Source organism: Arthrobacter sp. BG3, assembly GCF_056680185.1.
Map to the genome: position 1 here is coordinate 3,357,667 of NZ_CM155270.1, position 25,584 is coordinate 3,383,250.

General features: G+C 70.0%; 18 protein-coding genes. 12 read left to right on the plus strand and 6 right to left on the minus strand.

Features of this window, described 5'->3' with window-relative positions; all coding sequences use genetic code 11:
- Positions 1–168 precede the first annotated feature (168 nt).
- Positions 169–1,506: a glutamyl-tRNA reductase gene (locus tag AC1MFL_RS15135; RefSeq protein ID WP_479810754.1), complete on the minus strand. Its 1,338-nt coding sequence runs from the start codon at positions 1,504–1,506 to the stop codon at positions 169–171.
- A 158-nt stretch (positions 1,507–1,664) separates the two neighbouring features.
- Between AC1MFL_RS15135 and hemE the strand changes: the two genes are divergently transcribed.
- From hemE to hemL, 9 genes are all read left to right on the plus strand, one after another.
- Positions 1,665–2,762, plus strand: coding sequence for a uroporphyrinogen decarboxylase (gene hemE, locus AC1MFL_RS15140; protein WP_479810756.1), 1,098 nt, complete (start codon positions 1,665–1,667; stop codon positions 2,760–2,762).
- 3 nt (positions 2,763–2,765) lie between these two features.
- Entirely contained in the window at positions 2,766–4,265 is a 1,500-nt protein-coding gene (gene hemG, locus AC1MFL_RS15145) for a protoporphyrinogen oxidase (protein WP_479810758.1), read from the plus strand.
- A gap of 1,040 nt (positions 4,266–5,305) precedes the next feature.
- Positions 5,306–6,019, plus strand: a complete 714-nt coding sequence (gene hemQ, locus AC1MFL_RS15150) for a hydrogen peroxide-dependent heme synthase (protein ID WP_479810760.1) — start codon at positions 5,306–5,308, stop codon at positions 6,017–6,019.
- Entirely contained in the window at positions 6,016–7,296 is a 1,281-nt protein-coding gene (locus AC1MFL_RS15155) for a ferrochelatase (protein WP_479810762.1), read from the plus strand. Before hemQ ends, AC1MFL_RS15155 begins: the two co-directional genes overlap by 4 nt.
- Positions 7,293–8,291, plus strand: coding sequence for a hydroxymethylbilane synthase (hemC, locus tag AC1MFL_RS15160; protein WP_479810764.1), 999 nt, complete (start codon positions 7,293–7,295; stop codon positions 8,289–8,291). The genes AC1MFL_RS15155 and hemC overlap by 4 nt, the downstream gene beginning before the upstream one ends.
- 20 nt (positions 8,292–8,311) lie before the next feature.
- Positions 8,312–9,313 carry a uroporphyrinogen-III synthase gene (locus tag AC1MFL_RS15165; protein WP_479810766.1) on the plus strand — a complete coding sequence of 334 codons (1,002 nt, stop codon included), beginning with the start codon at positions 8,312–8,314 and terminating at the stop codon, positions 9,311–9,313.
- The gene (gene hemB, locus AC1MFL_RS15170) at positions 9,310–10,290 is read left to right on the plus strand and encodes a porphobilinogen synthase (protein WP_479810768.1); all 981 of its coding nucleotides are present in this window, start codon (positions 9,310–9,312) and stop codon (positions 10,288–10,290) included. Before AC1MFL_RS15165 ends, hemB begins: the two co-directional genes overlap by 4 nt.
- On the plus strand, positions 10,290–11,393 hold the full coding sequence (locus tag AC1MFL_RS15175) for an LLM class flavin-dependent oxidoreductase (protein WP_479810770.1): 1,104 nt from the start codon (positions 10,290–10,292) through the stop codon (positions 11,391–11,393). The genes hemB and AC1MFL_RS15175 overlap by 1 nt, the downstream gene beginning before the upstream one ends.
- 41 nt (positions 11,394–11,434) lie before the next feature.
- The gene (gene hemL, locus AC1MFL_RS15180; protein WP_479810772.1) at positions 11,435–12,766 is read left to right on the plus strand and encodes a glutamate-1-semialdehyde 2,1-aminomutase; all 1,332 of its coding nucleotides are present in this window, start codon (positions 11,435–11,437) and stop codon (positions 12,764–12,766) included.
- A gap of 105 nt (positions 12,767–12,871) precedes the next feature.
- On the opposite strand, the gene AC1MFL_RS15185 is transcribed toward hemL, so the two are convergent.
- The 4 genes from AC1MFL_RS15185 to AC1MFL_RS15200 all read right to left on the minus strand — a co-directional run bounded on the left by AC1MFL_RS15185 (position 12,872) and on the right by AC1MFL_RS15200 (position 16,389).
- Positions 12,872–13,609, minus strand: coding sequence for an amino acid ABC transporter ATP-binding protein (locus AC1MFL_RS15185; protein ID WP_479810774.1), 738 nt, complete (start codon positions 13,607–13,609; stop codon positions 12,872–12,874).
- Positions 13,606–14,370 (minus strand): amino acid ABC transporter permease, encoded by a 765-nt coding sequence (locus tag AC1MFL_RS15190; protein ID WP_226761739.1) that lies wholly within the window; start codon positions 14,368–14,370, stop codon positions 13,606–13,608. The genes AC1MFL_RS15185 and AC1MFL_RS15190 overlap by 4 nt, the downstream gene beginning before the upstream one ends.
- Positions 14,371–14,373: 3 nt before the next feature.
- Complete coding sequence (locus AC1MFL_RS15195; RefSeq protein WP_479815494.1) at positions 14,374–15,309, minus strand: ABC transporter substrate-binding protein; 936 nt, start codon at positions 15,307–15,309, stop codon at positions 14,374–14,376.
- A 369-nt stretch (positions 15,310–15,678) separates the two neighbouring features.
- Complete coding sequence (locus AC1MFL_RS15200; RefSeq protein WP_301230736.1) at positions 15,679–16,389, minus strand: 3'-5' exonuclease; 711 nt, start codon at positions 16,387–16,389, stop codon at positions 15,679–15,681.
- 216 nt (positions 16,390–16,605) lie between these two features.
- Between AC1MFL_RS15200 and AC1MFL_RS15205 the strand changes: the two genes are divergently transcribed.
- The 3 genes from AC1MFL_RS15205 (at position 16,606) to AC1MFL_RS15215 (ending at position 23,974) form a co-directional block, all read left to right on the plus strand.
- Positions 16,606–17,022: an MGMT family protein gene (locus tag AC1MFL_RS15205; protein ID WP_479810777.1), complete on the plus strand. Its 417-nt coding sequence runs from the start codon at positions 16,606–16,608 to the stop codon at positions 17,020–17,022.
- Positions 17,019–20,405, plus strand: coding sequence for an ATP-dependent helicase (locus tag AC1MFL_RS15210; protein WP_479810779.1), 3,387 nt, complete (start codon positions 17,019–17,021; stop codon positions 20,403–20,405). Before AC1MFL_RS15205 ends, AC1MFL_RS15210 begins: the two co-directional genes overlap by 4 nt.
- 134 nt (positions 20,406–20,539) lie before the next feature.
- Positions 20,540–23,974 carry an ATP-dependent helicase gene (locus tag AC1MFL_RS15215; RefSeq protein WP_479815496.1) on the plus strand — a complete coding sequence of 1,145 codons (3,435 nt, stop codon included), beginning with the start codon at positions 20,540–20,542 and terminating at the stop codon, positions 23,972–23,974.
- Here the strand turns inward: AC1MFL_RS15215 and AC1MFL_RS15220 are convergent.
- Complete coding sequence (locus AC1MFL_RS15220; protein WP_479810781.1) at positions 23,971–25,389, minus strand: macrolide 2'-phosphotransferase; 1,419 nt, start codon at positions 25,387–25,389, stop codon at positions 23,971–23,973. The two genes, AC1MFL_RS15215 and AC1MFL_RS15220, sit on opposite strands and share 4 nt — an antisense overlap.
- Positions 25,390–25,584: the final 195 nt, after the last annotated feature.

A 25,584-nucleotide genomic window follows, 5' to 3' on the forward strand; every position in this document is an offset into this window, starting at 1 on the left:
CGAGAACCTGGAACGACCGACAAACAGAGGGGATCCGGATCCAACAGAGTGCTGCCGGGGCGCTGATCCTTCCGCATCCGGGCCGGCGGCACAGGGCTACAGCACAGGGCTACATTGTGAGTGAGCCAGCGGCGGCGCAGTCATCGACTGCCGAAGCGGATAGCGGTATTAGGCGGTTTCCCGCACGCCGCCAGGGGCGGGACGTTCCTGATGTTCGACCGGGCATCCGGGGTCGGCCGCTTTTGCCGCGGGCTGTTCGACCGTGATGCCGTACAACGCCTCCAGGGCGGCGACATAGTCTTCCTGCTGGCCGTTAGCGGCGAGCTCTCGGGCCCGGACCGTCGGGACATGCAGCAGCTGCTTGACCATCCTGCGGAGCGCGAATTCAACTTCCTCGGCCGCAGCGGTGCAGCCGTGGCGGGCCCGGACCTTTTCCATTTCCGCGTCCAGCACGTTCATGGTGTGCCGGCGCAGCGCGACAATTGCCGAGTCCACCGACCGGGCCTCGCGCTCCTGTTCAAACGCGCTGGCTGCGCCGGCCACAATGCTGCTGGCCTGGGCCAGGGATTCAGCCTGCTCCTGCGGGGCGGCCAGACGGACCGACTCCAGCGTGAGGAGTTCGACGCCGTCGAGTCCTCCCACGGCGGGATCGAAGTCGTGCGTGAGGGCCAGATCGATGGCGATGAGGGGCTGCGCTGAGTCCGCCCGGACCCTGGCCAGTTCCCCGGCCTCGACCCGGGTGTCCGCACCGCTGCAGCCGATCATGACGTCCGCGGCGGCGACGGCGGCCGGGAGGGTGTCACCGTCCAGAGCGGTGCCGCCGCGGGTGGCGACGAAACCGGCGGCACGGCCGGAGGAGGAGTAGACCGAGACGTCGGTGCAGCCGCGTTCGCGCAGCAGCGACATGGTGGCACCGGCATAGGCGCCGGTGCCGAAGACGACAACCTTCTTGGTGGACCAGTCTGGGTCCAGGGAGAGCTCGGTGGCGAGATCCAGGGCCACGGAGACCACGGAGAGGCCGCGCGCGCCCAGGGCGGTCTGGGCTCCGACGTCCTTGGCAGTCTTCGACGCCGCCTGGAACAGCCGGACGAGCCCGGAACTGGCCGTGCCCTCGTGCTGGGCGGTAATCAGGGCCCGGCGCACCTGCCCGGCGATTTCGCGTTCACCGACGACGGCGGAGTCCAGCCCGGAGCTGACCGAGAAGAGGTGCCGGGTGACGTCGGGTCCTGTGCGGGTGTTGAAGGACCGCGCGACGAGCTGTTCGTTAAGTCCGGTGGATCCGCTGAGCTGGGCGATGAGGGCCGCGCGGGCGTCGTCGACATCGTCCGGGCGGGACGCTTCACCGTAGATTTCGAAGCGGTTGCAGGTGGCAAGCACAATGGCACCCGCCACGGCCGGCGATCCGGCGAGGGCGGATGTGGCGAGCTCAGAAGCGCCGGTGCTCAATTGAGCAACGGTCTCGAGGTCGATGTCGGCGTGGGTCGCCACCAGAGAAAAAAGAACCACAGCAGGACAATCATAGCTTTTTCGTTCCCGCGTAGAACAACCAGGCGGCATGTCACCGCACACACCGGTCTGTGATCCCCGCCACCGCACGGGGCCGCCCAGCAGCTGTGACAGTCTGTCGTTATCTTTTGGGGCCGATTTTCGGCACAATCGAAGGCATGACTCCTCGCACTGCGGCAACTCCTGAAATCTCCGGCCTCGACTCCGGGCACCCGCTGATGGACGGCCGCACCGCGGATTCCCCGCTGATCACCGCCTACCGCGGCGGCAAGCCCTCCCGCCGTCCTGTCTGGTTCATGCGCCAGGCCGGCCGCTCGCTGCCGGAATACCTCAAGCTCCGCGAAGGAGTCGCGATGCTGGACTCCTGCCTGCGCCCCGAGCTGGCCTCCGAGATCACCCTGCAGCCGGTTCGCCGCCACGACGTCGACGCCGCCATCTTCTTCTCCGACATCGTCATTCCGCTCAAGCTGGCCGGAGTCGGCGTCGATATCGTCCCCGGCGTCGGTCCCGTCCTGGACAAGCCGGTCCGCACCGCAGCCGATGTCGCCGCGCTGCCCCAGCTGACCTGGGAAGCCCTGGAGCCGATCCGCGAAGCCGTCCGGCTGACCGTGGCCCAGCTGGGGAAGACCCCGCTGATCGGATTCGCCGGCGCCCCGTTCACGCTCGCCGCCTACATGGTGGAAGGAAAGCCGTCCCGCGACCACCTCGGCCCGCGCACCATGATGCACGCCGATCCCGAGACCTGGACCGCGCTGGCGAACTGGGCCGCGGACGCCTCAGGCATGTTCCTCCGCGCACAGCTCGAAGCCGGTGCCTCCGCCGGCCAGCTCTTCGACTCCTGGGCGGGCTCGCTCGGCCTCGCCGATTACCAGCGCTTCGTCGCTCCGGCCTCATCCCGTGCCCTCGACCACGTGCGGGACCTCGGGGCCCCGCTGATCCACTTCGGCACCGGCACCTCTGAGCTGCTCGTCGCGATGCGCGACGTCGGCGTCGACGTCGTCGGGGTGGACTACCGGCTGCCCCTCGACGAAGCCAACCGCCGGCTGGGCGGCTCGGTGCCGCTGCAGGGCAACATCGACCCGGCCCTGCTGTCCGCACCGTGGGAGGTGCTGGAAGCACACGTCCGCGAAGTCATCGCCGCCGGCGCCTCGGCCCCGGGACATGTGCTGAACCTCGGCCATGGCGTGCCCCCGGACACCGATCCTGACGTGCTGACGCGCGTCGTTGAGCTTATCCACTCGATCTCCCCGGAGTAGGGCATGGAGCCAGCGGGCGGCACCGCCCTGGAGGCAGCGGGCGGCACCGCCCTGGGGGCGGCAGCGCAGACCGCCGTCGTGGTGGGCGGCGGGGTCTCCGGACTGCTCGCTGCCCGCGAGCTTGTCCGGGCCGGCGTCCGCACCACGGTCCTGGAGGCCTCCGGTGCCTGGGGCGGCTGCGTCGGCAGCCACGTGGTGGCCGGGCTGACCCTGGACAGCGGCGCCGAGTCTTTCGCCACCCGCTCCTCCGCCGTGGCCGACCTGGCCGGCGAGCTCGGCCTGGCCGCCAGCATCGTGGCACCCAATCCCGGCGGCGCCTGGGTCCAGTTGCCCGATGGCCCGCGTGAACTTCCCCGCACCGGGGTCCTCGGCATCCCGGCCAACCCCTGGGACCCGGAAGTCCGCCGCTCGCTCGGCCTCACGGGTTCTCTCCGTGCCTCGCTCGACAAGCTGCTGCCCGCCTCGCTGGGTACCAATGCGGAGGCCACGAGTGTCTCGGCGCTGGTCCGGGCGCGGATGGGCCGGCGCGTGCTCGAACGCCTTGTGGCCCCCGTTGTCGGCGGCGTCCACTCCGCGGACCCGGACGTCCTCGACATCGACATGGTGGCCCCCGGCCTGCGCGAGGGGATCCGGGAGTACGGATCCCTCGCCGCCGCCGTCGCGGCCCAACGCAAAGGATCACCCCGCGGGCCGGCGTCACCCGGCCCGGCGCCAGCAGGGCTGCAGAAGGCGGGGTCGGCCGTTGCCGGACTGCGCGGCGGCATGCACACCCTCGTCTCCGCGCTGCTGGCCGAGCTGCGCCGCCAGGGCGTGACGCTGCTGGGGGGCACACGGGCCGACTCCGTGGAGCGCACCACCGGCGGCTGGCGGGTTTCCGCCGGCGGCACCGCGCACGACGCCGGGCTGCTGGTCGTCGCGGTGGAAGGCCCGGCCGCCGTCGCGCTGCTCGCCGGTGCCCTGCCGGAACTTGCCGGCCGCCGCCCCGAGGCCGGACCCGACGTCAGCCTGGTCACGCTGGTGGTGGATCTGCCGCAGCTGGACGCCCGGCCGCGGGGGACCGGGGTCCTGGTCGCACCGCAGAGCCCGGGGATCCAGGCCAAGGCCCTCACCCATGCCACCGCCAAATGGGCGTGGCTGGCCGACCAGGCCGGCCCCGGAACCCATGTTGTCCGGCTGTCCTACGGTCGCGGCGACGCCCGGCACGGGGCCCAGGCACGCCCGGAGCCCCGCACCGACGCCGAGCTGTTCGCGGCTGCCCTCAAGGACGCATCCTCGCTGCTCTCCGTGCCGATCACCGGCGGGGATGTGGTGGACTGGGACGTCGTGCGCTGGGGCGGGGCGCTGCCCTTCGCCTCGCTCGGCCATAAACGCCGCGTCGCCGAGGTGCGGAGCATCTGCGCGGCGGACGGCGCCCTGGCAGTGGTGGGTGGCTGGCTTTCCGGCAACGGCCTCGCGGCGATCGTTGCCGACACCCCGAAACAGGTCAGGCAGCTGCTGTCCTGAGCCTTATCGGATCCAAAATCCGGGCCCAATGTCCGCGCGCCAACCCCGGCTCCGGTACCGGGAATCAGGGCGAACAGCAAATTTTCCCCCGCGTCCTGCGACGGCTAGGCTCGATGACCATGGTTACTCGCAGGTCTCACGTCCACAAAACGCAGGCCGGTCACCATGGGGGGCTTCGACGCGGCATGGCAGCCGCAACGCTCGGAGTGGTGCTGGCTCTATCCGCAGGCGCGCCCGCCTCACAAGCCGCCGCGGGGCTCCCGGCCCCTGCCTCAGTTTCTGCCGGGACGGACCTCCTGTCCGTTGACCTCAACGGTTTGGCCGGCGGCCTCTTCGGGCCGCTCAAGCGGCCCATCCCAACGCCCTGGCCATCGGGCCCGACGCCCCAGCCCACTGCCTCCGAGGAACCCTCCGCACCCGCGCCAAGCCGCACTCCGAGGCCAGCTCCCACGCAGCCCGTCACTCCGCAGCCGGTTACTCCGCAGCCCGTGGCACCAGCCGTGCCGACAGGGCCCGCGGCCCCGCCTGTGCCGGCCACGCCTGTGCCGGCCCCGCCTGTGCCGGCCCCGCCTGTGCCGGCCCAGCCGGCCGTGCCCGCGGTCCCCGTCCCGGGTGGGCCGCTCGCGGAGCCGGCACCGGCCGCCGAAATCCCCGCCGGGACTCAGGCCCCCACCGAAACCCCGGCACCCCTGTCGAACACGGCGGCCCCGTCGAACACGGCAGCGGCCACCCCGACAGCTCCGGGCGGCTCCGCAACTGCCCCGGCCAAGCCCCGCTCCGGGAGTACTTCGATGGAGGCAACGTCAACCCGGGAGCCGTTCAAAGCGCCGCTGCTCGGACTGGGCCTTGGACTCGTCGTGCTGTCCGTGATCGCTGGCATTGTGGTGCTGCGGCTGCGCCGCGTCTGAGGTCCCGGAGGGGAGCTGCCGGGCACTCCGAATCCGGGCGGGAATCCCCATCGATGTGAAATTACGCACTTCTACGCGTTGTAGAAGTGCCTGATTTCGACTTAGCTGAGGCGAAGGGGCAGACTGGTATGCATGAGCCACACTTCTGCCGAAACTGTCACTAAAACCGAATCAGCAAGCGAAGAATCAGCCGAGCAGTTCTTCACCCTCTGGACGGTTTTCAAGCGCTCCGCCGACGTGGTCCGCAGCGGGGACGCCCCCATCGAGTTCGATGCCCTCACCGCGCGGCTGGCCGAGGCCGGCGTGGTCCACCGCGGCAGCTACGACGTGTCGGCGATGCGCGCGGATGCGGACATCATGGTCTGGCTGCACGGGGCCCGGCCGGAGGCCCTCCAGCGCGCTGTCCGGGACATCCGCCGCAGCGAGCTGTTCACCGGCACCGAGATCGCCTGGTCCGCCATGGGCGTGCACCGTGAGGCCGAGTTCGCCAAGAACCACACCCCTGCCTTCTCCCGCGGTGTCGAACCGGCAGAGTGGCTCTGCGTCTACCCCTTTGTGCGCTCCTACGAGTGGTACCTGCTGCCCGACGCCGAACGCGGCGCGATGCTGCGCGACCACGGCATGCTGGGCCGGGACTTCCCCCAGGTCATCTCCAACACCGTGTCCTCCTTTGCCCTCGGCGACTGGGAGTGGATCCTCGGCCTGGAAGCCCCCGAACTCGTGGACCTTGTCGACCTGATGCGCCACCTGCGCGCCACGGAAGCCCGCCACCACGTCCGCGAAGAAATCCCGTTCTACACCGGCCGCCGGGTGAGCGCCGCCGAGATTGCCGAGGTCCTTTCATGAGCCCGCTGGATCCCCAGGACACCGCCACCGGCGAAACAGTCCTCAACGAGGTCACCGAAGCCGGCCGGATGGCCCCCAAGGACTACGACGCCGTGCTCCTCGCCTCCTTCGGCGGGCCCGAGGGCCAGGACGATGTCCTTCCCTTCCTGCGCAACGTCACCCGCGGCCGCGGGATCCCGGACGAGCGGCTCGAAGAGGTCTCGCACCACTACCGCGCCAACGGCGGCATCAGCCCGATCAACCAGCAGAACCGGGAGCTCAAGGCCGGCATCGAAGCCGAACTCTCGGCCCGCGGAATCGACCTGCCGGTGTTCTGGGGCAACCGCAACTGGGCACCGTACATCCCGCAAACCCTCCAGGACATCTACGACGCCGGGCACCGCAAGGTCCTCATGGTCACCACCAGCGCGTACTCCTGCTACTCCAGCTGCCGCCAGTACCGCGAGGACATCGGCGTCGCACTGACCGAGACCGGCCTCGACGGAAAGCTCGAAGTCGACAAGGTCCGCCAGTACTTCGACCACCCCGGCTTCGTCGAGCCGTTCATTGAAGGCACCGCCGCCGGCCTCGCCGACGTCCGCGCCAAGCTGGCCGAGGCCGGCACCCCGGACGCGCCGGTGCACATCCTGTTCGCCACCCACTCCATCCCCACCCGGGACGCCCAGGCGGCGGGCCGTTCCGAGGCCGAACCGCGCCACTTCGAGGGGGACTCCGCCTACGTCGCGCAACACCTCGCCACCGGCACCGAAGTCATCCGCCGGGTCGAAGCGGAGACCGGCGACACCGCACCCTGGTCCCTCGTCTACCAGTCCCGTTCCGGGGCCCCGCATGTGCCGTGGCTGGAACCGGACATCAACGACGCCATCGAGGAACTCGCCGGCCAGGGCGTCAAGGGCATGGTGATTGTGCCGCTCGGCTTCGTCAGCGACCACATGGAAGTTGTCTGGGACCTCGACACCGAAGCCCTGGAAACCTGCGCCAGACTCCACCTCGCCGCGAGCCGCGTCCCCACGCCCGGGACGCACCGCAAGTTCGTCGGCGGAATCGTGGACCTGATCTGCGAGCGGACCGCCGCGAACAACATCGCCGACCGGCCGCACCTGACCAAACTGGGCCCCTGGTACGACGTCTGCCGCCCGGGCTGCTGCGCCAACTTCCGTGGCGAAAAGCCCACCATTGCAGGCGCGGACACGACCATCGGCACCGGCCACGCCCCCTACCCGGCGGCCGCCACCGCCGGCACCTCCGCGCCGGCGGCGGGTCAGGAAGCACTATGACCGTCCGGATCGGAACCCGCGCCAGCAAACTGGCACTGACACAGACCCAGCAGACCGCTGACCAGCTGGCCGCCGTCGGCGGATTCCCGGTCGAGCTGGTCCGCATCCGCACCGACGGCGATGTCCTCACCGGATCGCTGTCCCAGATGGGCGGCACCGGCGTTTTCGTCGCGGCCCTGCGCGACGCCCTGCTGCAGGACACATGCGACGTGGCTGTGCACTCGCTCAAGGACCTGCCCACCGGTCCGGCCCTGGGACTGACGCTCGCGGCGACGCCGAAGCGCGTCGACGTCCGGGACGTGCTCTGTGCCCGGGACGGGCTCAAGCTCGCCGACCTGCCCACCGGCGCCACCGTGGGCACGGGTTCCCCGCGGCGCGCAGCCCAGCTCCGGGCTGCCCGCCCGGACCTGGACATCCGCGACATCCGCGGCAACGTGGACACCCGGCTCGGCCGCGTCCCCGGGCTGCCGGGCAACAGCACGGACGCCGTCGTGGACGGCAAGAGCTGCGACCTCGACGCCGTGGTGCTCGCCGCCGCCGGGCTGCACCGGATCGGCCGGCTGGACGCCGTCAGCGAGTTCCTTGAGCCCGACGTCATGCTGCCCGCCGCCGGGCAGGGTTCCCTCGCGATCGAATGCCGCTCCGCCGATGCGCCGCGTAAGGCAGGATCCACCGAGGGCTCGCAGGGCGTGCTGGCCCAGGCCCTCACCGCCCTCGACGACCCCGACACCCGGCTCGCCGTCACCGCCGAGCGGGCGCTCCTGGCCCGCCTGGAAGCCGGCTGCGCCGCGCCGGTGGGCGCCTACGCCTACCGCAAGGGCAGCCTGCTGCACCTTGAAGCCGTGGTGTGCGCCGTCGACGGAACAGCCACCATCCGGGACCGGAAAGCCACGGACGGACTCACCGAGGTCGGGGCGACCCTGCTCGGCATCGAACTCGCCGAAGTCCTGCTCGCCCAGGGTGCCGCCGACATCGCGGATCTGGCCGCATCCTGATCCGCGGAATTCTTCAATTCATGGGACGGCACAGTGCCAGAAACGCCGGCGCCCGCACCCCCGCCCGGGACGTTCGGGTCAACGGTGAACAGCTCGGGCAGGACGCCGTGAGGGGGCCCGACGGCGCCCGGATCCTCGTCGCCCGCAGCCCGGACCGTGCGGCGGACCTTGTCAGTGCCCTGCGCGCCGTCGGCGCAGAGCCGCTGCTGCTGCCGCTGATCGACTTTGAGGTCGCCAGCGACCAGCACTCCCTGGATGTCGCGTTTGATGCCTTGGGCGCCGGTGCCTACAACTGGCTCGTGGTCAGCAGCGTGACCACGGTCCAGGCGCTTGAGGTTAAGGCCTCCGAGCGCGGAACCACGCTCAGCAGCTGGCTCCCGGGCAGCCTCCTGGTGGCAACGATCGGGCCCGCAACGCGCCGGTTCCTCGAATCCCGGGGAGTCGCCGTCGACCTTTCACCCACGGGGCAGCAGTCCGGCGCGGGGCTGACCGACATCTGGCCGGAGCACCAGGGCAGCGTCCTCCTGCCGCAGGCGGACATCGCCGACCCCCGGCTCCGCCGGGGGCTGGAGGCCAGGGGTGCCTTCGTCCAGGCCGTGACCGCGTACCGCACCGTGGATTACCCGGCCGACCCCGGCCGGAGCCTAGCCGCGTGCCGGCCCGCCACCCCCTCCGGGCATAATGCAGCCCCGGGAGCACCCCTGGACACCGGAGCCACCGTACTCACCCCGGCCCAGGCGAAGGCCGAAATCGGCGCCGGCCGGCTGGACGCCGTCGTCGCCGCTTCCCCCAGCGCAGCCCGGCGCATCCACGAGGACCTCGCCCCGCTGGGTGACTGCCGTTTCGTCGCCATCGGGCGGTCGACCGCCGGCGAGGCTGAGGCGCTCGGCCTCACCGTCGCCGCTGTCGCCGAGGAACCCACCGCCTCCGGCCTGGTCGACGCCGTCATCCGGTCGCTGGCAGACCGGCCGTCCCCACTTCATCAGCCAGTCGCAGAGCCCACAGCAAAGGACACCATATGAGCTTCCCGACCCACCGCCCCCGCCGGCTCCGCACCACCCCGGCCATGCGCCGGCTGACGGCTGAGCACCGTCTCTCCGCTGCGGAACTGATCCTTCCCGCCTTCATCCGGGAAGGACTGTCCGAGCCGAACCCGATTGCGTCGATGCCCGGGGTGCAGCAGCACACCACCGAGACGCTCAAGCGCGCTGCAGCCGAAGCCGTGGCGCTCGGCGTCGGCGGCATCATGCTCTTCGGCATCCCCGCCGTCCGCGACGCCACCGGCACCGCCTCGCTGGACCCGGACGGTGTGCTGAACAAAGCCATCCGGGACGTCCGCGCCGAGGTCGGCGACGAACTGGTCATCATGAGCGACGTCTGCCTGGACGAATTCACCGACCACGGGCACTGCGGGGTCCTCGACTCGGACGGCTATGTGGACAACGACGCCACGCTGGAGATCTACGGCCGGATGGCCGTGGCCCAGGCCGAGGCCGGCGCCCACGTGCTGGGCCCGTCGGGGATGATGGACGGCCAGATCGCCGTGATCCGCCAGGCGCTCGAGGCAGCCGGCCACGTCAACACTGCGGTCGTCGCCTACGCGGCGAAATACGCGTCCGCGTTCTACGGACCCTTCCGGGAAGCCGTCGACTCGCAGCTCAAAGGCGACCGCCGCACCTACCAGATGGACGCCGCAAACCGCCGCGAGGCGATCCTCGAAGTGGAACTGGACCTCGAAGAGGGCGCGGACATGGTCATGGTGAAGCCGGCCATGAGCTACCTGGACATCCTCGCCGACGTCGCCGCCATGAGCCCGGTACCGGTCGCGGCGTACCAGATTTCCGGTGAGTACTCGATGATCGAGGCCGCCGCCGCCAACGGATGGATCGACCGCCGCGCCGCAATCACCGAATCCGTGCTGGGCATCAAACGGGCCGGGGCCAACATGGTCCTGACCTACTGGGCGAGCGAACTCGCCGGCTGGCTGAAGGAATCCTGATGCACACGTCGACTGACCCGGCGTCCGCGGCGAACCCCACGTCCCCGGTAGGGCCGGGGCGCATCCTGCTGGGTCTGAACAGCTTTGGCGACGTCGGGGTCTTCCCCGACGGGCACCCCGTCCCGCACGCCCAGGTGCTGCGGCAGCTGCTGGAACAGGCCGAACTCGCGGACGAGGTGGGACTCCATGCCTTCGGGGTGGGGGAGCACCACCGGCGCGACTTCGCAGTCTCCGCTCCCGAGGTGTTCCTCGCCGCGGCGGCCGCCCGCACCAAGAACATCCGGCTCGGCTCCGCGGTCACGGTCCTGAGCTCCGATGACCCGATCCGCGTCTTCCAGCGCTTCTCCACCGTGGACGCCATCTCCAACGGCCGGGCCGAGGTCATGCTGGGACGCGGGTCCTTCGTCGAGTCCTTGCCGCTTTTCGGCCTCGACCTGGCCGACTACGAGATCCTCTTTGAGGAGAAGCTCGAGCTATTCGACAAGGTCCGCGCCCAAAAGCCCATCCACTGGGAGGGCCGCACCCGCCCGGCCATCAACGGGCTCAGCGCCTACCCGCCGCTGGAACACCACCTGCTGCCCGCCTGGATCGGGGTCGGCGGGACCCCGGAGTCGGTGCTGCGCTGCGCCGAATACGGCTACCCGATTATCTTCGCCATCATCGGCGGACAGCCGCGGTCCTTTGGCCCGCTCGCGAACCTCTACCGTGAGGCGATGGCAAAATACGGCCACCCGATGCAGCAGATGGCCACGCATTCACCGGGCCACATTGCCGGCACTGACGAGGAGGCGCGGGAGGAGTTCTTCCCGCACTGGCTCGGCCAGCGGAACCTCATCGGCGCGGAGCGCGGCTGGGGCCCGGGCAACCGCGCCGAGTTCGACGCCATGTGCAGCCCCGAGGGTGCCCTCTACGTCGGATCCCCGGACACCGTTGCCGCGAAGATCGCCCTGCTGAAGCGGCACCTCGGCGTGGACCGCTTTGACCTGAAGTACAGCAACGGCACCCTGCCGCACAAGGCCATGATGCGTTCGATTGAGCTGTTCGGCACCGAGGTGGCCCCCCGGGTTGCCAGCCTGCTGGCCGGGGCTGCGCCGCTCCGTTGAAGGCGACTGACCCATTGAATGCGACTGAAAGAATAGGAACCATGACTTCCAGCCACCCTCGCAACGAGGAACTCTTCGACCGTGCCCGCATGCTGATGCCGGGCGGGGTCAACTCGCCGGTCCGTGCGTTCGGCTCCGTCGGCGGGACCCCGCGTTTTATGGTCTCCGCGAAAGGCCCCTACCTGACCGACGCCGACGGCGCCGAGTACGTCGACCTCGTCTGCTCCTGGGGCCCGGCGCTGCTGGGGCATGCCCATCCGGCGGTCCTCGCCGCCGTTCACGCCGCCGTCGACCGCGGGCTCTCCTTTGGCGCCTCGACGCCGGATGAGGCCAACCTCGCGGCGATCGTCCAGGAGCGGGTCCCCGCCGCCGAACGCGTCCGGATGGTCTCCACCGGCACCGAGGCGACCATGACCGCGGTCCGGCTGGCCCGCGGTTTCACCGGCCGGAACCTCATCATCAAGTTCGCCGGCTGCTACCACGGCCACCTCGACGGCCTCCTCGCCGCCGCAGGCTCCGGCCTGGCGACCCTGGCGCTGCCCGGCTCGGCCGGCGTCACCGCCGCGACGGCCGCCGAGACCCTCGTGCTGCCCTACAACGACCTCGCCGCCGTCGAGGCCGCCTTCGCCAAGCACGGAGCGAACATCGCCGCCGTCATCACCGAGGCCGCCCCCGCCAACATGGGTGTGGTGACCCCGGGAGAAGGCTTCAACGCCGGCCTGTCGCGCATCACCCGGGAGCACGGCGCCCTGCTGATCCTCGACGAGGTCCTCACCGGCTTCCGTACCGGGTACTCAGGCTACTGGGGACTCACCGGCGGGGCGGCCGACGCTGCCCAGCCGTGGACCCCGGACCTGCTGACGTTCGGCAAGGTCATCGGCGGCGGGATGCCGACGGCGGCCCTCGCCGGCCGGGCGGAGGTCATGGACTACCTCGCGCCGCTGGGCCCGGTCTACCAGGCGGGCACGCTGTCCGGCAACCCGGTGGCGATGGCCGCCGGCGTCGCGACGCTGACCCACGCCACTCCCGAGGTCTACTCCTTCGTGGATGCCCGGGCACTGGAGCTCTCCACGGCCCTGTCCTCCGCGCTGGAGGCGGAGGGGGTGGACCACTCGATCCAGCGTGCCGGAAACCTGTTCTCGGTCGCGTTCGGTACCTCCGTCCGGGGCGTGCACAACTACGACGACGCCCAGGGCCAGGAAGTCTTCCGCTACGCGCCGTTCTTCCACTCCATGCTGGACTCCGGCGTCTACCTGCCGCCGTCGGTCTTTGAAGCCTGGTTCCTGTCCGCCGCGCATGACGACGCCGCAATGAACCGGATCTTCGACGCCCTGCCCGCCGCCGCGAAGGCCGCAGCCGCCGCGACGGCCTAGCGCCGGACGCCGCAACTGCACGCCGGCCGTTCCGGCGTCGTTGTTAAACACTTGGGGCACCCGCCGCGGCGGGTGCCCCAAGTGTTTAAGCTGCAGGTCTGAAGACTAGAGGACGTCCGAGAGGAAACCCCGGAGCCGTTCCGTCTGCGGATTCGTGAAGAGCTGTTCCGGCGGGCCGGACTCCACGACGACGCCGGCGTCCATGAACGTCACGGTGTCCGAGACGTTGCGGGAGAAGCCCATCTCGTGCGTCACCACCACCATGGTCATGCCGCCCTTGGCGAGGTCGGCCATCAGCGCAAGCACACCCTTGACGAGCTCCGGATCGAGGGCCGAGGTGGCCTCGTCGAAGAACATCACTTCCGGCTTCATGGCCAGCGCCCGCGCAATCGCCACGCGCTGCTGCTGCCCGCCGGAGAGGTTGGCCGGGCGGGCGTCCGCCTTGTGTTTGAGCCCGACGAGGTCGAGCTGCTCCAGGGCTTCGGCCCGGGCCTGCTCGGCCGGGAGTTTGCGCAGCTTGCGCAGCGCGAGGGAGACGTTGTCCACCACGGTCTTGTGCGGGAACAGGTTGAACTGCTGGAACACCATGCCGATGCGCTGGCGCAGCTCATCCGGGTTGTCTTTCAGCACCGAGCGGCCATCCAGCAGGATGTCTCCCTGGTCCGGTTCGATCAGGCGGTTCATCACGCGCAACAGCGTGGACTTGCCGGAGCCGGAGGGGCCGATCACCGAGGCGGTGGTGCCCTTCTCGACGTGGAGGTCGATGCCGCGGAGGACGTGATTGGTGCCGAAGGACAGGTGCAGGTTTTTGCCGGTCAGCGAGCCGGAGGCGAAGTCGCTCATGGCTGGGCTCCCTTCCCGATCAGGGCTGCGGCGTCGTCCGGCTGCTTCTTCTCCGGACGGCCGGTGCGCAGGCGGTTGTCGATGTAGTTGACCAGGTGCGTGAGGGGGACCGTCAGCACGAGGTACATTGCTGCGGCAGCGATCAGCGGGGAGAGGTTTCCCGTGTTGGCTGCAGCGTCGTTGCCGATGCGGAAGATCTCCCGCTGGCTGGCGAGCAGGCCCAGCAGGTAGATCAGGGACGAGTCCTTGATCAGCGAGATGAACTGGTTGACCAGGGCCGGGAGCACCCGGCGGATGCCCTGCGGGATCACCACAAGGCGCATGGAGGAGTTGTAGCTGAAGCCCAGGGCCCGGGAGGCCTCGAGCTGTCCCTTTTCCACGCTCTGGATGCCTGACCGGAAGATCTCCCCGATGTACGCCGACGCCATAAGCGTCAGCGCCAGGATGCCGAGCGGGAACGGGTTCGTGGATCCGGTCAGTTGCCGGATCACGGGTCCGAGGCCGATCCCGATCAGCAGGATGACAACGATCGCGGGGACGCCGCGGAAAATATCCGTGTAGATCCTGGACAGCACCCGGAGCGGGGTGCTGCGGGACGTGCCCATGATGGCCAGGACCATGCCCAGGATGCACCCGAGCACGCCGGAGGAGACCGCAAGGATCAGCGTATTGGGCAGGCCGACCGTGAGCATGTTCGGGATGACAGCTGCCATCGCCTCCCAGTCAAAGAAGGTCTTTGCGAGTTGATCGAGTGCATCCATGGACTAGGACTTCGGGACGGTGACAGCCTTGGAACCCGGGGACCACGTGGCCGGGGTTTCGCGGTCCGGGTACCATTCCTTGGTCAGCTTGGACCAGGTGCCGTCGGCAATTACGGCGTCCAGGCCGGAGTTCAGCGCGTCAATGAGCGGCTGGTTTTCCTTGTTGACGGCGTAGGCGGTGAAGTTCTGGGTGTTGACTACGGACTCGGCGATGACCGTGCCGTCGCCTTCCTTGACCTGGCCGGTGGCCTGCTGGGACGGAGCGACCCAGGCGTCGACCTGGCCGTTCTTCAGGTTCGCGTAGGCCGTGTTGTAGTCCTCAAAGCGGACAGGCTCGATCTGCAGCGTGTTGGTGACGTAGTCGTCCTGCACGGTGCCCTGGACGACCGCGATGCGGGTGTCCTTGGTCAGGTCCTTGAAGCCCTTGATCTTGTCGTCCTTCTTGGCGACAACCGCCATGAAGCCGAAGTCATAGCCGTTGGTGAATCCCACGGTCTTGCGGCGGGCGTCCGTGGTGGAGATCGAGGAAGATCCCAGGTCGAACTGCTTGTTCTGGACCTGGGAGAGCAGGGAAGCGAAGCCGGTCGATTTGAACTCAACCTTGAGGCCCAGCTTGTCCGCGACGGCGCGCAGGAGCTCGTTGTCGTAGCCGGTGAACTTGCCCGACGGGTCGATGAAAATGTTCGGCGGGGCGTCCGAGAGGGTTCCGACGGTGAGGGTGCCGTCGCTCAGCAGGCCAAGCTTGGACTTGTCGATCTTGTCCAAGGGGGTGACGTCCTTGGTCGTGTACTTGTCCAGCGAGGTCTGGTCGCTGCCGGCGAGGGCGTCGGTGGCGGACGCGGACGATTGCGCTGAACCGCCGCCGCAGGCGGCCAGGGAGACGGCAACGGCGATCGCCACAGGAACAGTGGTCAGCCACTTCAAGGCTTTGGATTTCATCACGCAAACACTTTCGTCGGAAGTTCGTGGGTCGCGGGGGGAGAACATCGTGCCCCGCCTCAGGGCTTGGGCGCCCGGGGGGCAGGCAAGCCGCAAAATATTATTGTGTCACCTGTCCCGGCAGGCGCTTCAAATCGAATTAGTGCACGGCGGGACGAGCCGGGACCGAATTTGTTTCACGGGTGCAGCGCGCAGGCCGGTATCTGAGTAGCCGAGCCCGGGTGCGGCGGAACGAATGGCTGGGGCAGCCGGGGCCGCCGGGCTGCCCTCGTAGTGTGAGTTCCGTCGCAATCGCTGGAAATGAGGCTCCCGGAGGTCTATTTACCGGCGCCCTGTTGCCTAAGTTTCGTTTTAAGAAGTCCTGGCGGCCTAGAAGTCGCCGCGGCTGGCGTCCTCGGGCGGCAGGACCGGCCAGTCGCCTTCAATCACGGCAGCGGGCTTGGTCTTGCGCAGATAACTCTGGAAATCGGAGGCCTGGGCGGAGGCCCATTCGATCTGCAGCTGGTGCAGGTGGCTGGCCGGCATCCGCAGCTTCGGGAACTTCCCTGCCATGGCGTCGAGCATGCGAGAGGTGGCCAGGGCGTCCGCCGCCGAGGTGTGGGCGTTGTCCAGGTCCACGCCGTATTCCTCGCAAAGGGCGGTGAGGGTGCGCTTGCCCTTGCGGTACCGGTCCACCTGTTTGTTCATGATGTAGGGGTCCAGCACCGGGAATCGGCTCAGCTGCGGCACGCCGTACCGGGCCGACTCGGCCGCGAGGACGGTGAAGTCGTAGCTGGCGTTGAAGGCGATGACCGGAACGCCGGTGTCGAAGAGCTCCTGGAGCACCGCGGCGACCTCCCGCGTCACCTCCGCGGCGGGGCGGCCTTCGCTGCGGGCCCGCTCAGTCGTGACGCCGTGGATGTCGCTGGCCTCCGTGGGAATTTCGACGCCCGGATCGGCGAGCCATTCGTGTTCCTTGATGACCCCGCCCTCGGCGTCCACCACGGTGATGGACGCCGTGACAATCCGCGCGGCACGGGAGTTCCTGCCGGTGGTTTCAAGGTCGAAGGCTGCGCGGGGGAGGGTGTTCCAAGTGCTCATGCTTCAACGCTACCTGCTGCCACCGACGGTAAGACGCCACCGCCCACGGCCGGTTCCGGCGTGGCGCCTGCCGCGCCACAGCGCGGCCGGACACCGCGGCCGGACACCGCGGCCGGACACCGCGGCCGGACACCGCGGCCGGACAGCGCGGCCGGACAGCGCGGCCGGACACCGCCGCCGGCGCCCCGTATCGGAGCCGGCCGCTAGGCTTGTGCCATGCGGATGGAGTATGTGGAAGCAGTGCTGGACGTGGTGGCATTGATCCCCGCAGGTACCGCGGTGGCGTACGGGGACGTGGCCGAACTCCTCGGCGCCGGCGGTGCCCGGCAGGTTGGTTCCGTGATGAGCCGCCACGGCAGCGCAGTGCCCTGGTGGCGGGTCCTCAGGGCCAATGGTGACGCGCCTCCCGGGCACGAGCGTGAGGCCCTGGCCCGGTACGTCCTGGAAGGAACCCCGCTGCTGGGAAGACATGCCGAATACCTCCGCACCGGCGAGGGACGGTGGCGCGTGGACCTGACGGCCGCCCGCTGGGCACCCAGCGACGGCGAGTTCGACAGGATCGACGCCGTTGCCGAGCGGCTGGAACGCTCCGTGCGCAAACTGTCGGCCCCCGATGATGAAATGACCGTGTGAGCATTCCCCGCAAGAACCCCGAGTCCCGTCCGCCCACATCAACGCTTCGGCTGCTCCCGCCCCGGAAGCTGCACAGCGCGGTGCCCGTGCTCTCCGCGGACCAGCTCGCCGCCGTCGACGTCCCGCATGGCTCCGGCCCGGTCCTGATCCCCGGCGCACCGGGCACCGGCAAATCCACCGTTCTCGTGGAGGCCGCCGTCCGGCGTGCGCAGCGGGACGGCCTCGATCCGGAACGGATGCTCATCCTTGCCCCCGGACGCCTCGCCGCCGATTCGCTCCGTGACCGGTTTACGGCACGTCTGGACCGCAGCTTGAGTACGACGCCGGCCCGCACCTGGGCGTCGTATGCTTTCGACCTGATCCGGCGTGCCAAGGCGGAAGGCATCCTGCCGCTGCCGCGCCCGCCGAAGCTGCTGTCCGGCCCGGAACAGGACCTGATCATCAAGGAACTCCTCGAGGGCCACGCCCAGCCCGGACTTGAGCTGCCGTGGCCGGAGGATTTGGGCGCGGCACTGCAGACCCGCGGTTTCCGGCAGGAGGTCCGCCAGCTCTTTGACCGGATCATCGAATCCGGCCGGACCGCCGAGGACCTCGTGGTCCTCGCCCGGCGCTGCCACCGGCCGGACTGGGTCGCCGCCGCCGGCCTGTATGCGGAGTACCGCGACGTGCTCGACCTGCGCATGCCGGAATCCTTCGACCCGGCCGGCATCATCACGGCCGCGCGACAGATTTTCCAGGACGAACCCGACTTCCTGGCCGCCGAACGCAGCAGGCTCCAGCTGGTCCTGGTGGACGACATGCAGGAAGCCAACCCTGCCGTGTTCGAACTGCTCGCGGATATTGCCGCAGGCAAGGAGGCCCTCATCACGTTCTCCCCGGACACCGTGGTCCAGGGCTTCCGGGGCGCCCGCCCGGACCTCGTGGCCGAGCTTCCGCAGTTGCTTGCCCCCGCCGGCGGGACCGTCCTCGAGCGGCCGCTCTGGACCGCCCACCGCCACACCCCGGCGGTCGCCGAGGCGTGGCTCGCCGTTGCCGGACGGATCTCCCGCCGCGCCGGCGGGCAGTCCGCGCGCCGGCTCGAACAGCCTCAAATGGAGGCGCAGCCGGACGAGCCGACCCGCCACGGGGACCCGGCGGGGCCTGGCGTCCCTGCACAGACGGGGGCTGCGGGCCCCGTTGCCGATGCCTCCCACGGAACGGTGGAGGCGCACCTGCTGCCGTCCCCGGTGCACGAACTGCGCTACGTGGCCCAGCGGATCCTGGAAGCCCAGCTCAACGACGGCCGCGAACTCGGTGACATCGCCGTGATCGTGCGCAACGGCGGCCAGCTCAGCCAGCTTCAGCGCTACCTCGCCGGCCAGGGCATCCCCGTCCGGATCCCGGTGGCCGAATCCGCCGTCCGTGACGAGGTCGCCGTCCGGCCCTTGCTGGACGCCTACGCCGTGGCCCTGGACCCGGCTGTGCTGAGCCCCGAGGCAGCCGTGGCGTTGCTGACCTCGCGGATCGGCGGCGCCACCGCGATCGAGCTTCGCCGCCTGCGTCAGTCGCTGCGCCGGGAGGAGCTCCTGGGCGGCGGCGGCCGCACCAGCGACGTGCTCCTCGTCGAGGCCCTGCTCGAACATGGCGCACTGGCGACCCTCGGCATCGAGGGGCACTCCGCACGCAGGATCGCCCGGATGATCCAGGCCGGACGGGACGCCGCCCAGGCTCCCAGCGGCAACGCCGAAACGGTGCTGTGGGCACTGTGGAACTCCACCGGACTCGCCTCGCGCTGGACCGAAGCGGCGCTGGCCGGGGGAGCAGCCGGGGCCCGGGCGGACCGGGACCTCGATGCCATGATGGCCCTCTTCCACACTGCCGAGCGCTTTGTGGACCAGCTCCCCGGTTCGGGCCCCGAGCAGTTCCTTGAATACCTGCTCAGCCAGGAACTCCCGATGGACACCCTCGCCGCGCGGGCCCAGCTGGAAGACGCCGTGGAACTCATGACTCCGGCCAGCGCCGCCGGCCGGGAATGGCCCGTGGTCATTATCCCCGGGCTGCAGGAAGGGGTGTGGCCCAACACCAGGCTCCGCGGCGAACTGCTCGGCAGCACCCTGTTCGCGGACGCCGTCGAGCACGGCGTGGAGTACGCGCTGCAACTCGATCCCCTCAGCCGGCTGCGCGAAATCCGCTACGACGAGCTGCGGAGCTTCTCCACCGCGGTGTCGCGGGCCCAGCAGGTGCTGATCTGCACCGCCGTGTCTTCGGAGGACGAACAGCCCTCCTCGTTCCTGGATTACGTGGCGCCGCTGGGCCCGGACCGGGAGCGGCGCGGTTTCACTCAGGTGGAGCGGCCGCTCACCCTGCGGGCGCTCGTGGCCGAGCTGCGCCAGTACGCCCAGCTCGACGCCGGAGCCCCCGAAGCCCTGGAAGCCAGTGCCGTTCTGGGTGCCCTGGCGGCCGCCGAGCCGCCCGTGCCCGGCGCCCACCCTGCGAGCTGGTGGGGCCTTGCGCCGCTGTCCACGGACGAGCCCGTCGTGCCGCCGGGCGGCACCGTTTACGTCTCGCCATCGAAGGTGGAGACCGTGCAGAAATCGCCCCTGGACTGGTTTGTCCAGGCGGCCGGCGGCGAGGCCGCCACCGACTTTGCCCGCAGCCTGGGCACCCTCGTCCACGTCATCGCGCAGGACCTGCCGGACGCCTCCGGCAGCGAATACCTCGCCGAGCTCGTCCGCCGCTGGCCGGCGCTTGGGATGAAGGACAACTGGGAGGGCAAGCTGGACTTCCAGCGCGCCGAGACGATGGTCCGCAAGCTCGCCCAGTACGTGCTGGTGATGCGCAGCGAAGGCCGGTCGCTGGTCGGCGTCGAGCAGGACTTCGAGGTCAAACTCCCGGACGTGGTCGCAACGGCCGGAAGCACCGGCGCTGCCGCGGGCGGCGATATCGACGGCGGCCCCTGGCCCGCCCGCCCGGCCGTACTGCGCGGCCAGGTCGACCGGCTGGAGATCGACGCCGAGGGCCGGCTCGTCGTCGTGGACCTCAAAACCGGCAAACGGCAGCCTGGCAAGGCCGACCTTGCCAGGCACCCTCAGCTGGGCGCCTACCAGGCGGCGGTGCTGGCCGGAGGGTTCCCCGGTCCCGACGACGGGCCACCCCCGCTGCCCGGCGGGGCCGTCCTCGCCCAGCTCGGCACCACCACCAAAAGCCCCGGCATCCAGGCCCAGACGCCGCTGGACCCGGCGGACAACTGGGCACTGGACATGGTGGGTGACGCTGCCCGGGTCATGTCCGGGAATACTTTCGAGGCCCGCCACGATCCGTCCAAGGGCGGCCACGGTGGCCACGGCTGCCGCCTTCCCGAAGTCTGCCCGCTGTGCCTGCGGGGAAAGCAGGTTACCGAATGAGCACCGACGCAACACCTCCCGTTGGCAGGGAGCCCGCCCCCGCAGCCGTTCCCGTGGCTCTTCCCGTAAACCTTCCGCGGACTATTCCCGCAGGTCTTCCCGCACCGAGGTTTACCCCCGAGGAGCTCTCCGCGATGCTGGGGGAGAAGAACAGCCCCACCGCCGAGCAGTCGCACATCATTTCCTCGCCGCTGTCGCCGCGGCTGGTGATTGCCGGTGCCGGCTCGGGCAAGACCGCCACGATGGCCGACCGTGTGGTGTGGCTTGTCGCCAACGGCTGGGTCCGGCCGGAGGAAGTGCTCGGCGTGACCTTCACCCGGAAGGCCGCCGGGGAGCTGGCCACCCGCATCCGCGCCAAGCTCTCAGCGCTGCAGCGCATCGCCGCGGCAGACACGCAGCACCAGGTGTTCCCCGCCGGGCTGCTCAGCACCGACGCGCTCGAACCCAAGGTCTCCACCTACCACTCCTACGCCAGCGGCATCGTGTCCGACTACGGCCTCCGGCTCGGCGTCGAACGCGACGTCGTGCTGCTCGGCGGCGCCCAGTCCTTCCAGCTCGCCAGCGAGGTGGTGGAAGCCTTCGATGGCGAGTACGAGCACTTCCGCGCCGCCAAATCAACCCTGGTCAAGGCGGTCATCCAGCTCGCCGGCGAGTGCGCCGAGCATCTCCAGGACCCGGCCGGGGTCCGCGGGTGGCTGCTGGACCGGGTGGCCGAGTTCGAGGCGCTGCCCTACCTCGCCACCGCCAAAAAGAACCCGAGCCAGGCCGTGGGCGAGCTCAGCGGACTGCTCCGCACCCGGGCCAGCGTCGCAGAGATGGTGGGACGCTACACGGACGCCAAGCGGGCCCGCGGCGCCCTCGACTTCGGCGACCTCGTCGCCCTCGCCGCCCGCGTCGCCAACGAGGTCCCGGTCGCGGCGGAAACCGAACGCCAGCGCTACAAAGTGGTGCTGCTCGACGAGTTCCAGGACACCTCGCACGCCCAGCTGGTCCTCTTCTCGCGGCTGTTCGGCGACGGCCACGCGGTCACCGCAGTGGGGGACCCCAACCAGTCCATCTATGGTTTCCGCGGCGCCTCCGCCGGCCAGCTCTTCCACTTCGTCCGCGAATTTCCGGTGCGGCTCCCCGCCGACGACGGTGCTCCCGATGCCGCCGACGCCGGGAACACTGCGCGCTTCGCCGTGGCGCCGACGTCGTACCTGACCACCGCGTGGCGCAACGGCCGGAACATCCTGTCCGCCGCCAACGTCATTTCGGCACCCCTCAGCAGGGCCGCTGCCCTGACCGGCCCGGCCGGCGCGCGGGACACGGCCGGGGGCGTCGAGGTTCCGCCGCTGCAGCCCAGCCCGGCCGCGGCCCAGGGCCGCGTGGTGATGGGCCGCTTCGGCACCGATGAGGACGAGGCCGCGGCGATCGCCGGTGACGTACTGAAGTTTCGGGTGACCGACTTTGACGGCTCGGCAGCGGAGCCCGAGCCTCCCGCCATGGCGGTGCTGTGCCGCCGCCGCGCCCAGATGGAATGCATCCGGCGCGAGTTCGAGGTGCGCGGGATCCCCTACGAGATCGTCGGCCTCGGCGGTCTCCTGGACACCCCCGAGATTGTAGACCTGGTCGCGACCCTCCGGGTGCTGGCCGATCCGGGCCGCTCGGATTCACTGATGCGCCTGCTCTGCGGGGCGCGGTGGCGGATCGGCCCGGCGGACCTGATGGCCCTGCGGGACTGGTCCAGCTTCCTGGCCCGGCGCCGCGGCCGCCCCGGCGCCACGGATGACGACGCCGACGACGCGGGGGAGGCCGCGGTGATCGAGAGTGACCTGACAGACGCCGCCAGCCTGGTCGAGGCCCTCGACTGGCTGCCGCGGGAAGGCTGGACCTCCGCGCACGGCCGCCAGCTCAGCCCCGAGGGGCTGGAACGGCTCCACCGGCTCTCGGCGGAACTCCGTCAACTGCGCGGCTACATGGGCGATGACCTCACCACCTTGCTCGGCGAGGTGGAGCGGGCCATGCTTCTCGACATCGAAGTCGCCGCACGGCCAGGGATCAGCATCCATCAGGCCCGCCGCAACCTGGACGCCTTCCAGGACGCCGCCGCAGGGTTCCTGCACACCTCCCAGCGGGTGGACGTCCTCGCCTTCCTGGCCTGGCTGGAAGCCGCGGCCGCCGAGGAGAACGGCCTGGACGCCGCAGCGCCGGACGTGAACCATGAAGCGGTGCAGCTCCTGACCGTGCACGCCTCCAAGGGCCTGGAATGGGATGTCGTGTTCGTGCCCGGGCTCAACGCCGGGGCGTTCCCCAGCAGCCGGGATTCACGCTGGAGCAGCGGCAGCGCCGCACTGCCCTGGCCGCTGCGCGGGGACCGCGCGGACCTGCCGCAATGGGACCTCGAACACCCGGACCAAAAAGGCTGGCTCGACGCCGAAAAGGAATTCAAGTCCGCCGTCCAGGCCCATGGCGAGGCCGAAGAACGGCGGCTGGCCTACGTGGCCTACACCCGGGCCAAACACGTGCTCTGGGTTTCCAGCGCCGCCTGGGTGGGCTCGCGCGCCGGTCTGGCCGACATGTCGCCGTTCCTGGCCGAACTGGAAGTCCTCGCCGCCGACGGCGCAGCCGGGATCCACCCGCTGTCCGTCGATGAGGAGTCCCTGCCGGAGGAGAGCCCGCTGACCGCGGACCTTGAGGTCGCCGGATGGCCGTACGACCCGCTCGAGGGGCCAATCGATCCGCGGACGGGAGGCCGGCTGCGGCTCGTCCCCGGCCGGCGGGCGGCCATGCAGGCCGCCGCGGCACGGGTGCTGCAATCCCTGGACTCCAGGGTGCTGCTGGATGCGGCCGGGCCGGGCGCATTCCCCGGTGCGGGCGCCACTGAATCGGGAAAGCGCCGGCCCCTGCGTGGCCCGGCCGGCGGCTGGGCGCACGAAGCCGCGACCCTGCTGGAACGCCGCTCCCGCCGGACCGCGGTGCACGAAGTGCACCTGCCCGGCCACATTTCCGCGTCCACTCTGGTGGATCTGGAGGAAGACGCCGGCTCCGTCGTTGCCCGGCTGCGGCGTCCCGTTCCGCGTGAACCCGGGATGTCCGCCCGCAAAGGCACCGCATTCCATGCTTGGGTGGAGGAGTACTTCGGCACCGCCGGAATGCTGGACCTTGGCGAGGCGGCGGGCTCCGACGACCACATCGACGAGGCCTACGGCCTGGACACGATGGTGGAAACCTTCCGCCGGTCCGAGTGGGCCAACCGCGCCCCGGCCCACGTTGAAGTGCCGGTGGAGACCCGGATCGGTGACGTCGTGGTCCGCGGCCGGATCGATGCCGTCTTCCGCGACGCCGACGGCGGCTGGGACCTGGTGGACTGGAAAACCGGCCGCCGGCCGTCCGCCGCGCAGCTGAAGACCAAGGCCGTCCAGCTCGCCGTCTACCGGCTGGCCTGGTCCCGGCTCAAGGACATCCCGGTGGACCAGGTGCGGGCGGCGTTCTACTACGTCGCGGACAACCAGGTGGTCCGGCCGCACGATCTGGGTTCAGCGGAGCGGCTCGAACAGATTGTCGCCGCGGCCCTCGGGGCCGGCTAGCGGGTTTTCGCCTCGACTACCGTGAGTGCTGTCGTCGAAGTGTCTTCTGCGGGCGTGTCCGCCTGGGCGGCAGCGTCTGCCGGTGCTGCCCCTTGGGTCTGGATCACGGCAAATGACTGGGTTGAGGTGTCCTCCTCGGAGGAACCCCCTGCGGCCGGTTCGCCGGCGGGGATCGCTGTCACGGAGACGCCGGAAACTTTGTTGCCAGCAGGCCCGGTGCGTTCAGCGCCGGCCATGCTGTGGTCGCCGATCTCCCGGTTGCCACCCGTTCGGTCGGCCCGGACCGCGTCGAGGGGAATCGGCGTCACCTGTACGGCCGGCATCGCGGTGCTGGAGGGTACGGCGGAAAGTCCGGAGACCGAATCCGGGGCCAGCAGGGAGACCCTGCTGACGGCTGGCACCGGCTGATGGTGCGGTCCCGCGGCCGGCTGGGCCCGGCCGGATGCGGGACCGGATGCAGGAGCCGGCTGGGGGAGCGGTTCCACGCTGATCGGCTGGCCGCCGTGTTCCGCGACGTCCTCGGCGAGCGCGGTGAGCATGGACTCGGCCTCGACGATCATGTCCTGGTTCCCGGCGGCGAGGCCCTTGACGAGGTACTGCGCGAGGGCGAATTCGGCGGAGAGCGCGGCGCGGCGGAGCAGGTGGGCGTCGGGCACGTCGCGCCGGGCAGACGTGTAGTGCTCCAGCACGGCGTCCACGAAGTCCTGGTCGTTGGACGCGACCAGCCAGGCCATGTCGTCGGCGGGGTCGCCGATGCGCAGATCGGTCCAGCCGGTCACGGCGGTCACGCGGTCGGCGTCGACCAGGATGTTGTCCTCGTGCAGGTCACCGTGGACCACGCACGGGTTGAAGCGCCACAGGGAGACGTCCTCAAGGGCGTGTTCCCAGCGGCGAAGCAGCAGCGGCGGGATCATGCCGGTGGTGGCGGCCTGGTCCAGTTCGTTGAGGCGGCGCTGGCGGAACTCGTTGGGGGTGTAGCTCGGCAGGTCAGCGTTGCTGACCAGCGAATGTGGCAGGTCATGGATGGCGGCCAGGGCCGCACCGATCTCGCGGGCCACGGCGGGGGAAGCGGACCCAAGTTCCTCGACCGACCGGGTGGAACCGGCCAAGTGGGAGTAAACGAACGTGCTCAGTGCCCCCTGCCGGACGGTGCCGGCCACGGTGGGCATCAGGAAGGGAAGTTCGGCCCGGATGGCGGGGACAAAAGCTCGCAGCACCAGGAATTCCGTTTCCAGCCGTGCGCTGGCCTCCGGATGGCGCGGCGAGCGGACCCGCCAGCGCTTCCCCTCGGAATCCAAAAGGAGAGCCGAATCGAAGTCTGCCGGATCGTCGGGCGCAGAGCTGACGGCAGTCGGGGTCAGTCCGGGGACTGCCGCGGTTGCCACAGCTGCCAGTTCGATTGGTTTTCTTCTCACGCTTCCACGGTAGGTTGAGCGGCGCCCAAGACTGCGATGCACCACGGCGAGTCTGAAAGATCAGGAATAAATTCCGGCCGGGGACTCCGATACGGCGCGGCCCGGACAGCGCCCCTCCGCCTCACGCCGGGGCACGTGCGGATGCCCACATACGCCGGGGAAAAATGTCATTTGTCAGCGGGAGTCAGTACGGTG

Bases quoted from the DNA above. Each gene is read 5' to 3' on its own strand.
- hemE (WP_479810756.1), top strand. From the start codon at position 1,665: ATGACTCCTCGCACTGCGGCAACTCCTGAAATCTCCGGCCTCGACTCC.
- hemG (WP_479810758.1), top strand. From the start codon at position 2,766: ATGGAGCCAGCGGGCGGCACCGCCCTGGAGGCAGCGGGCGGCACCGCC.
- hemQ (WP_479810760.1), top strand. From the start codon at position 5,306: ATGAGCCACACTTCTGCCGAAACTGTCACTAAAACCGAATCAGCAAGC.
- AC1MFL_RS15155 (WP_479810762.1), top strand. From the start codon at position 6,016: ATGAGCCCGCTGGATCCCCAGGACACCGCCACCGGCGAAACAGTCCTC.
- hemC (WP_479810764.1), top strand. From the start codon at position 7,293: ATGACCGTCCGGATCGGAACCCGCGCCAGCAAACTGGCACTGACACAG.
- AC1MFL_RS15165 (WP_479810766.1), top strand. From the start codon at position 8,312: ATGGGACGGCACAGTGCCAGAAACGCCGGCGCCCGCACCCCCGCCCGG.
- hemB (WP_479810768.1), top strand. From the start codon at position 9,310: ATGAGCTTCCCGACCCACCGCCCCCGCCGGCTCCGCACCACCCCGGCC.
- AC1MFL_RS15175 (WP_479810770.1), top strand. From the start codon at position 10,290: ATGCACACGTCGACTGACCCGGCGTCCGCGGCGAACCCCACGTCCCCG.
- hemL (WP_479810772.1), top strand. From the start codon at position 11,435: ATGACTTCCAGCCACCCTCGCAACGAGGAACTCTTCGACCGTGCCCGC.
- AC1MFL_RS15185 (WP_479810774.1), bottom strand. From the start codon at position 13,609: ATGAGCGACTTCGCCTCCGGCTCGCTGACCGGCAAAAACCTGCACCTG.
- AC1MFL_RS15190 (WP_226761739.1), bottom strand. From the start codon at position 14,370: ATGGATGCACTCGATCAACTCGCAAAGACCTTCTTTGACTGGGAGGCG.
- AC1MFL_RS15195 (WP_479815494.1), bottom strand. From the start codon at position 15,309: ATGAAATCCAAAGCCTTGAAGTGGCTGACCACTGTTCCTGTGGCGATC.
- AC1MFL_RS15200 (WP_301230736.1), bottom strand. From the start codon at position 16,389: ATGAGCACTTGGAACACCCTCCCCCGCGCAGCCTTCGACCTTGAAACC.
- AC1MFL_RS15205 (WP_479810777.1), top strand. From the start codon at position 16,606: ATGCGGATGGAGTATGTGGAAGCAGTGCTGGACGTGGTGGCATTGATC.
- AC1MFL_RS15215 (WP_479815496.1), top strand. From the start codon at position 20,540: ATGCTGGGGGAGAAGAACAGCCCCACCGCCGAGCAGTCGCACATCATT.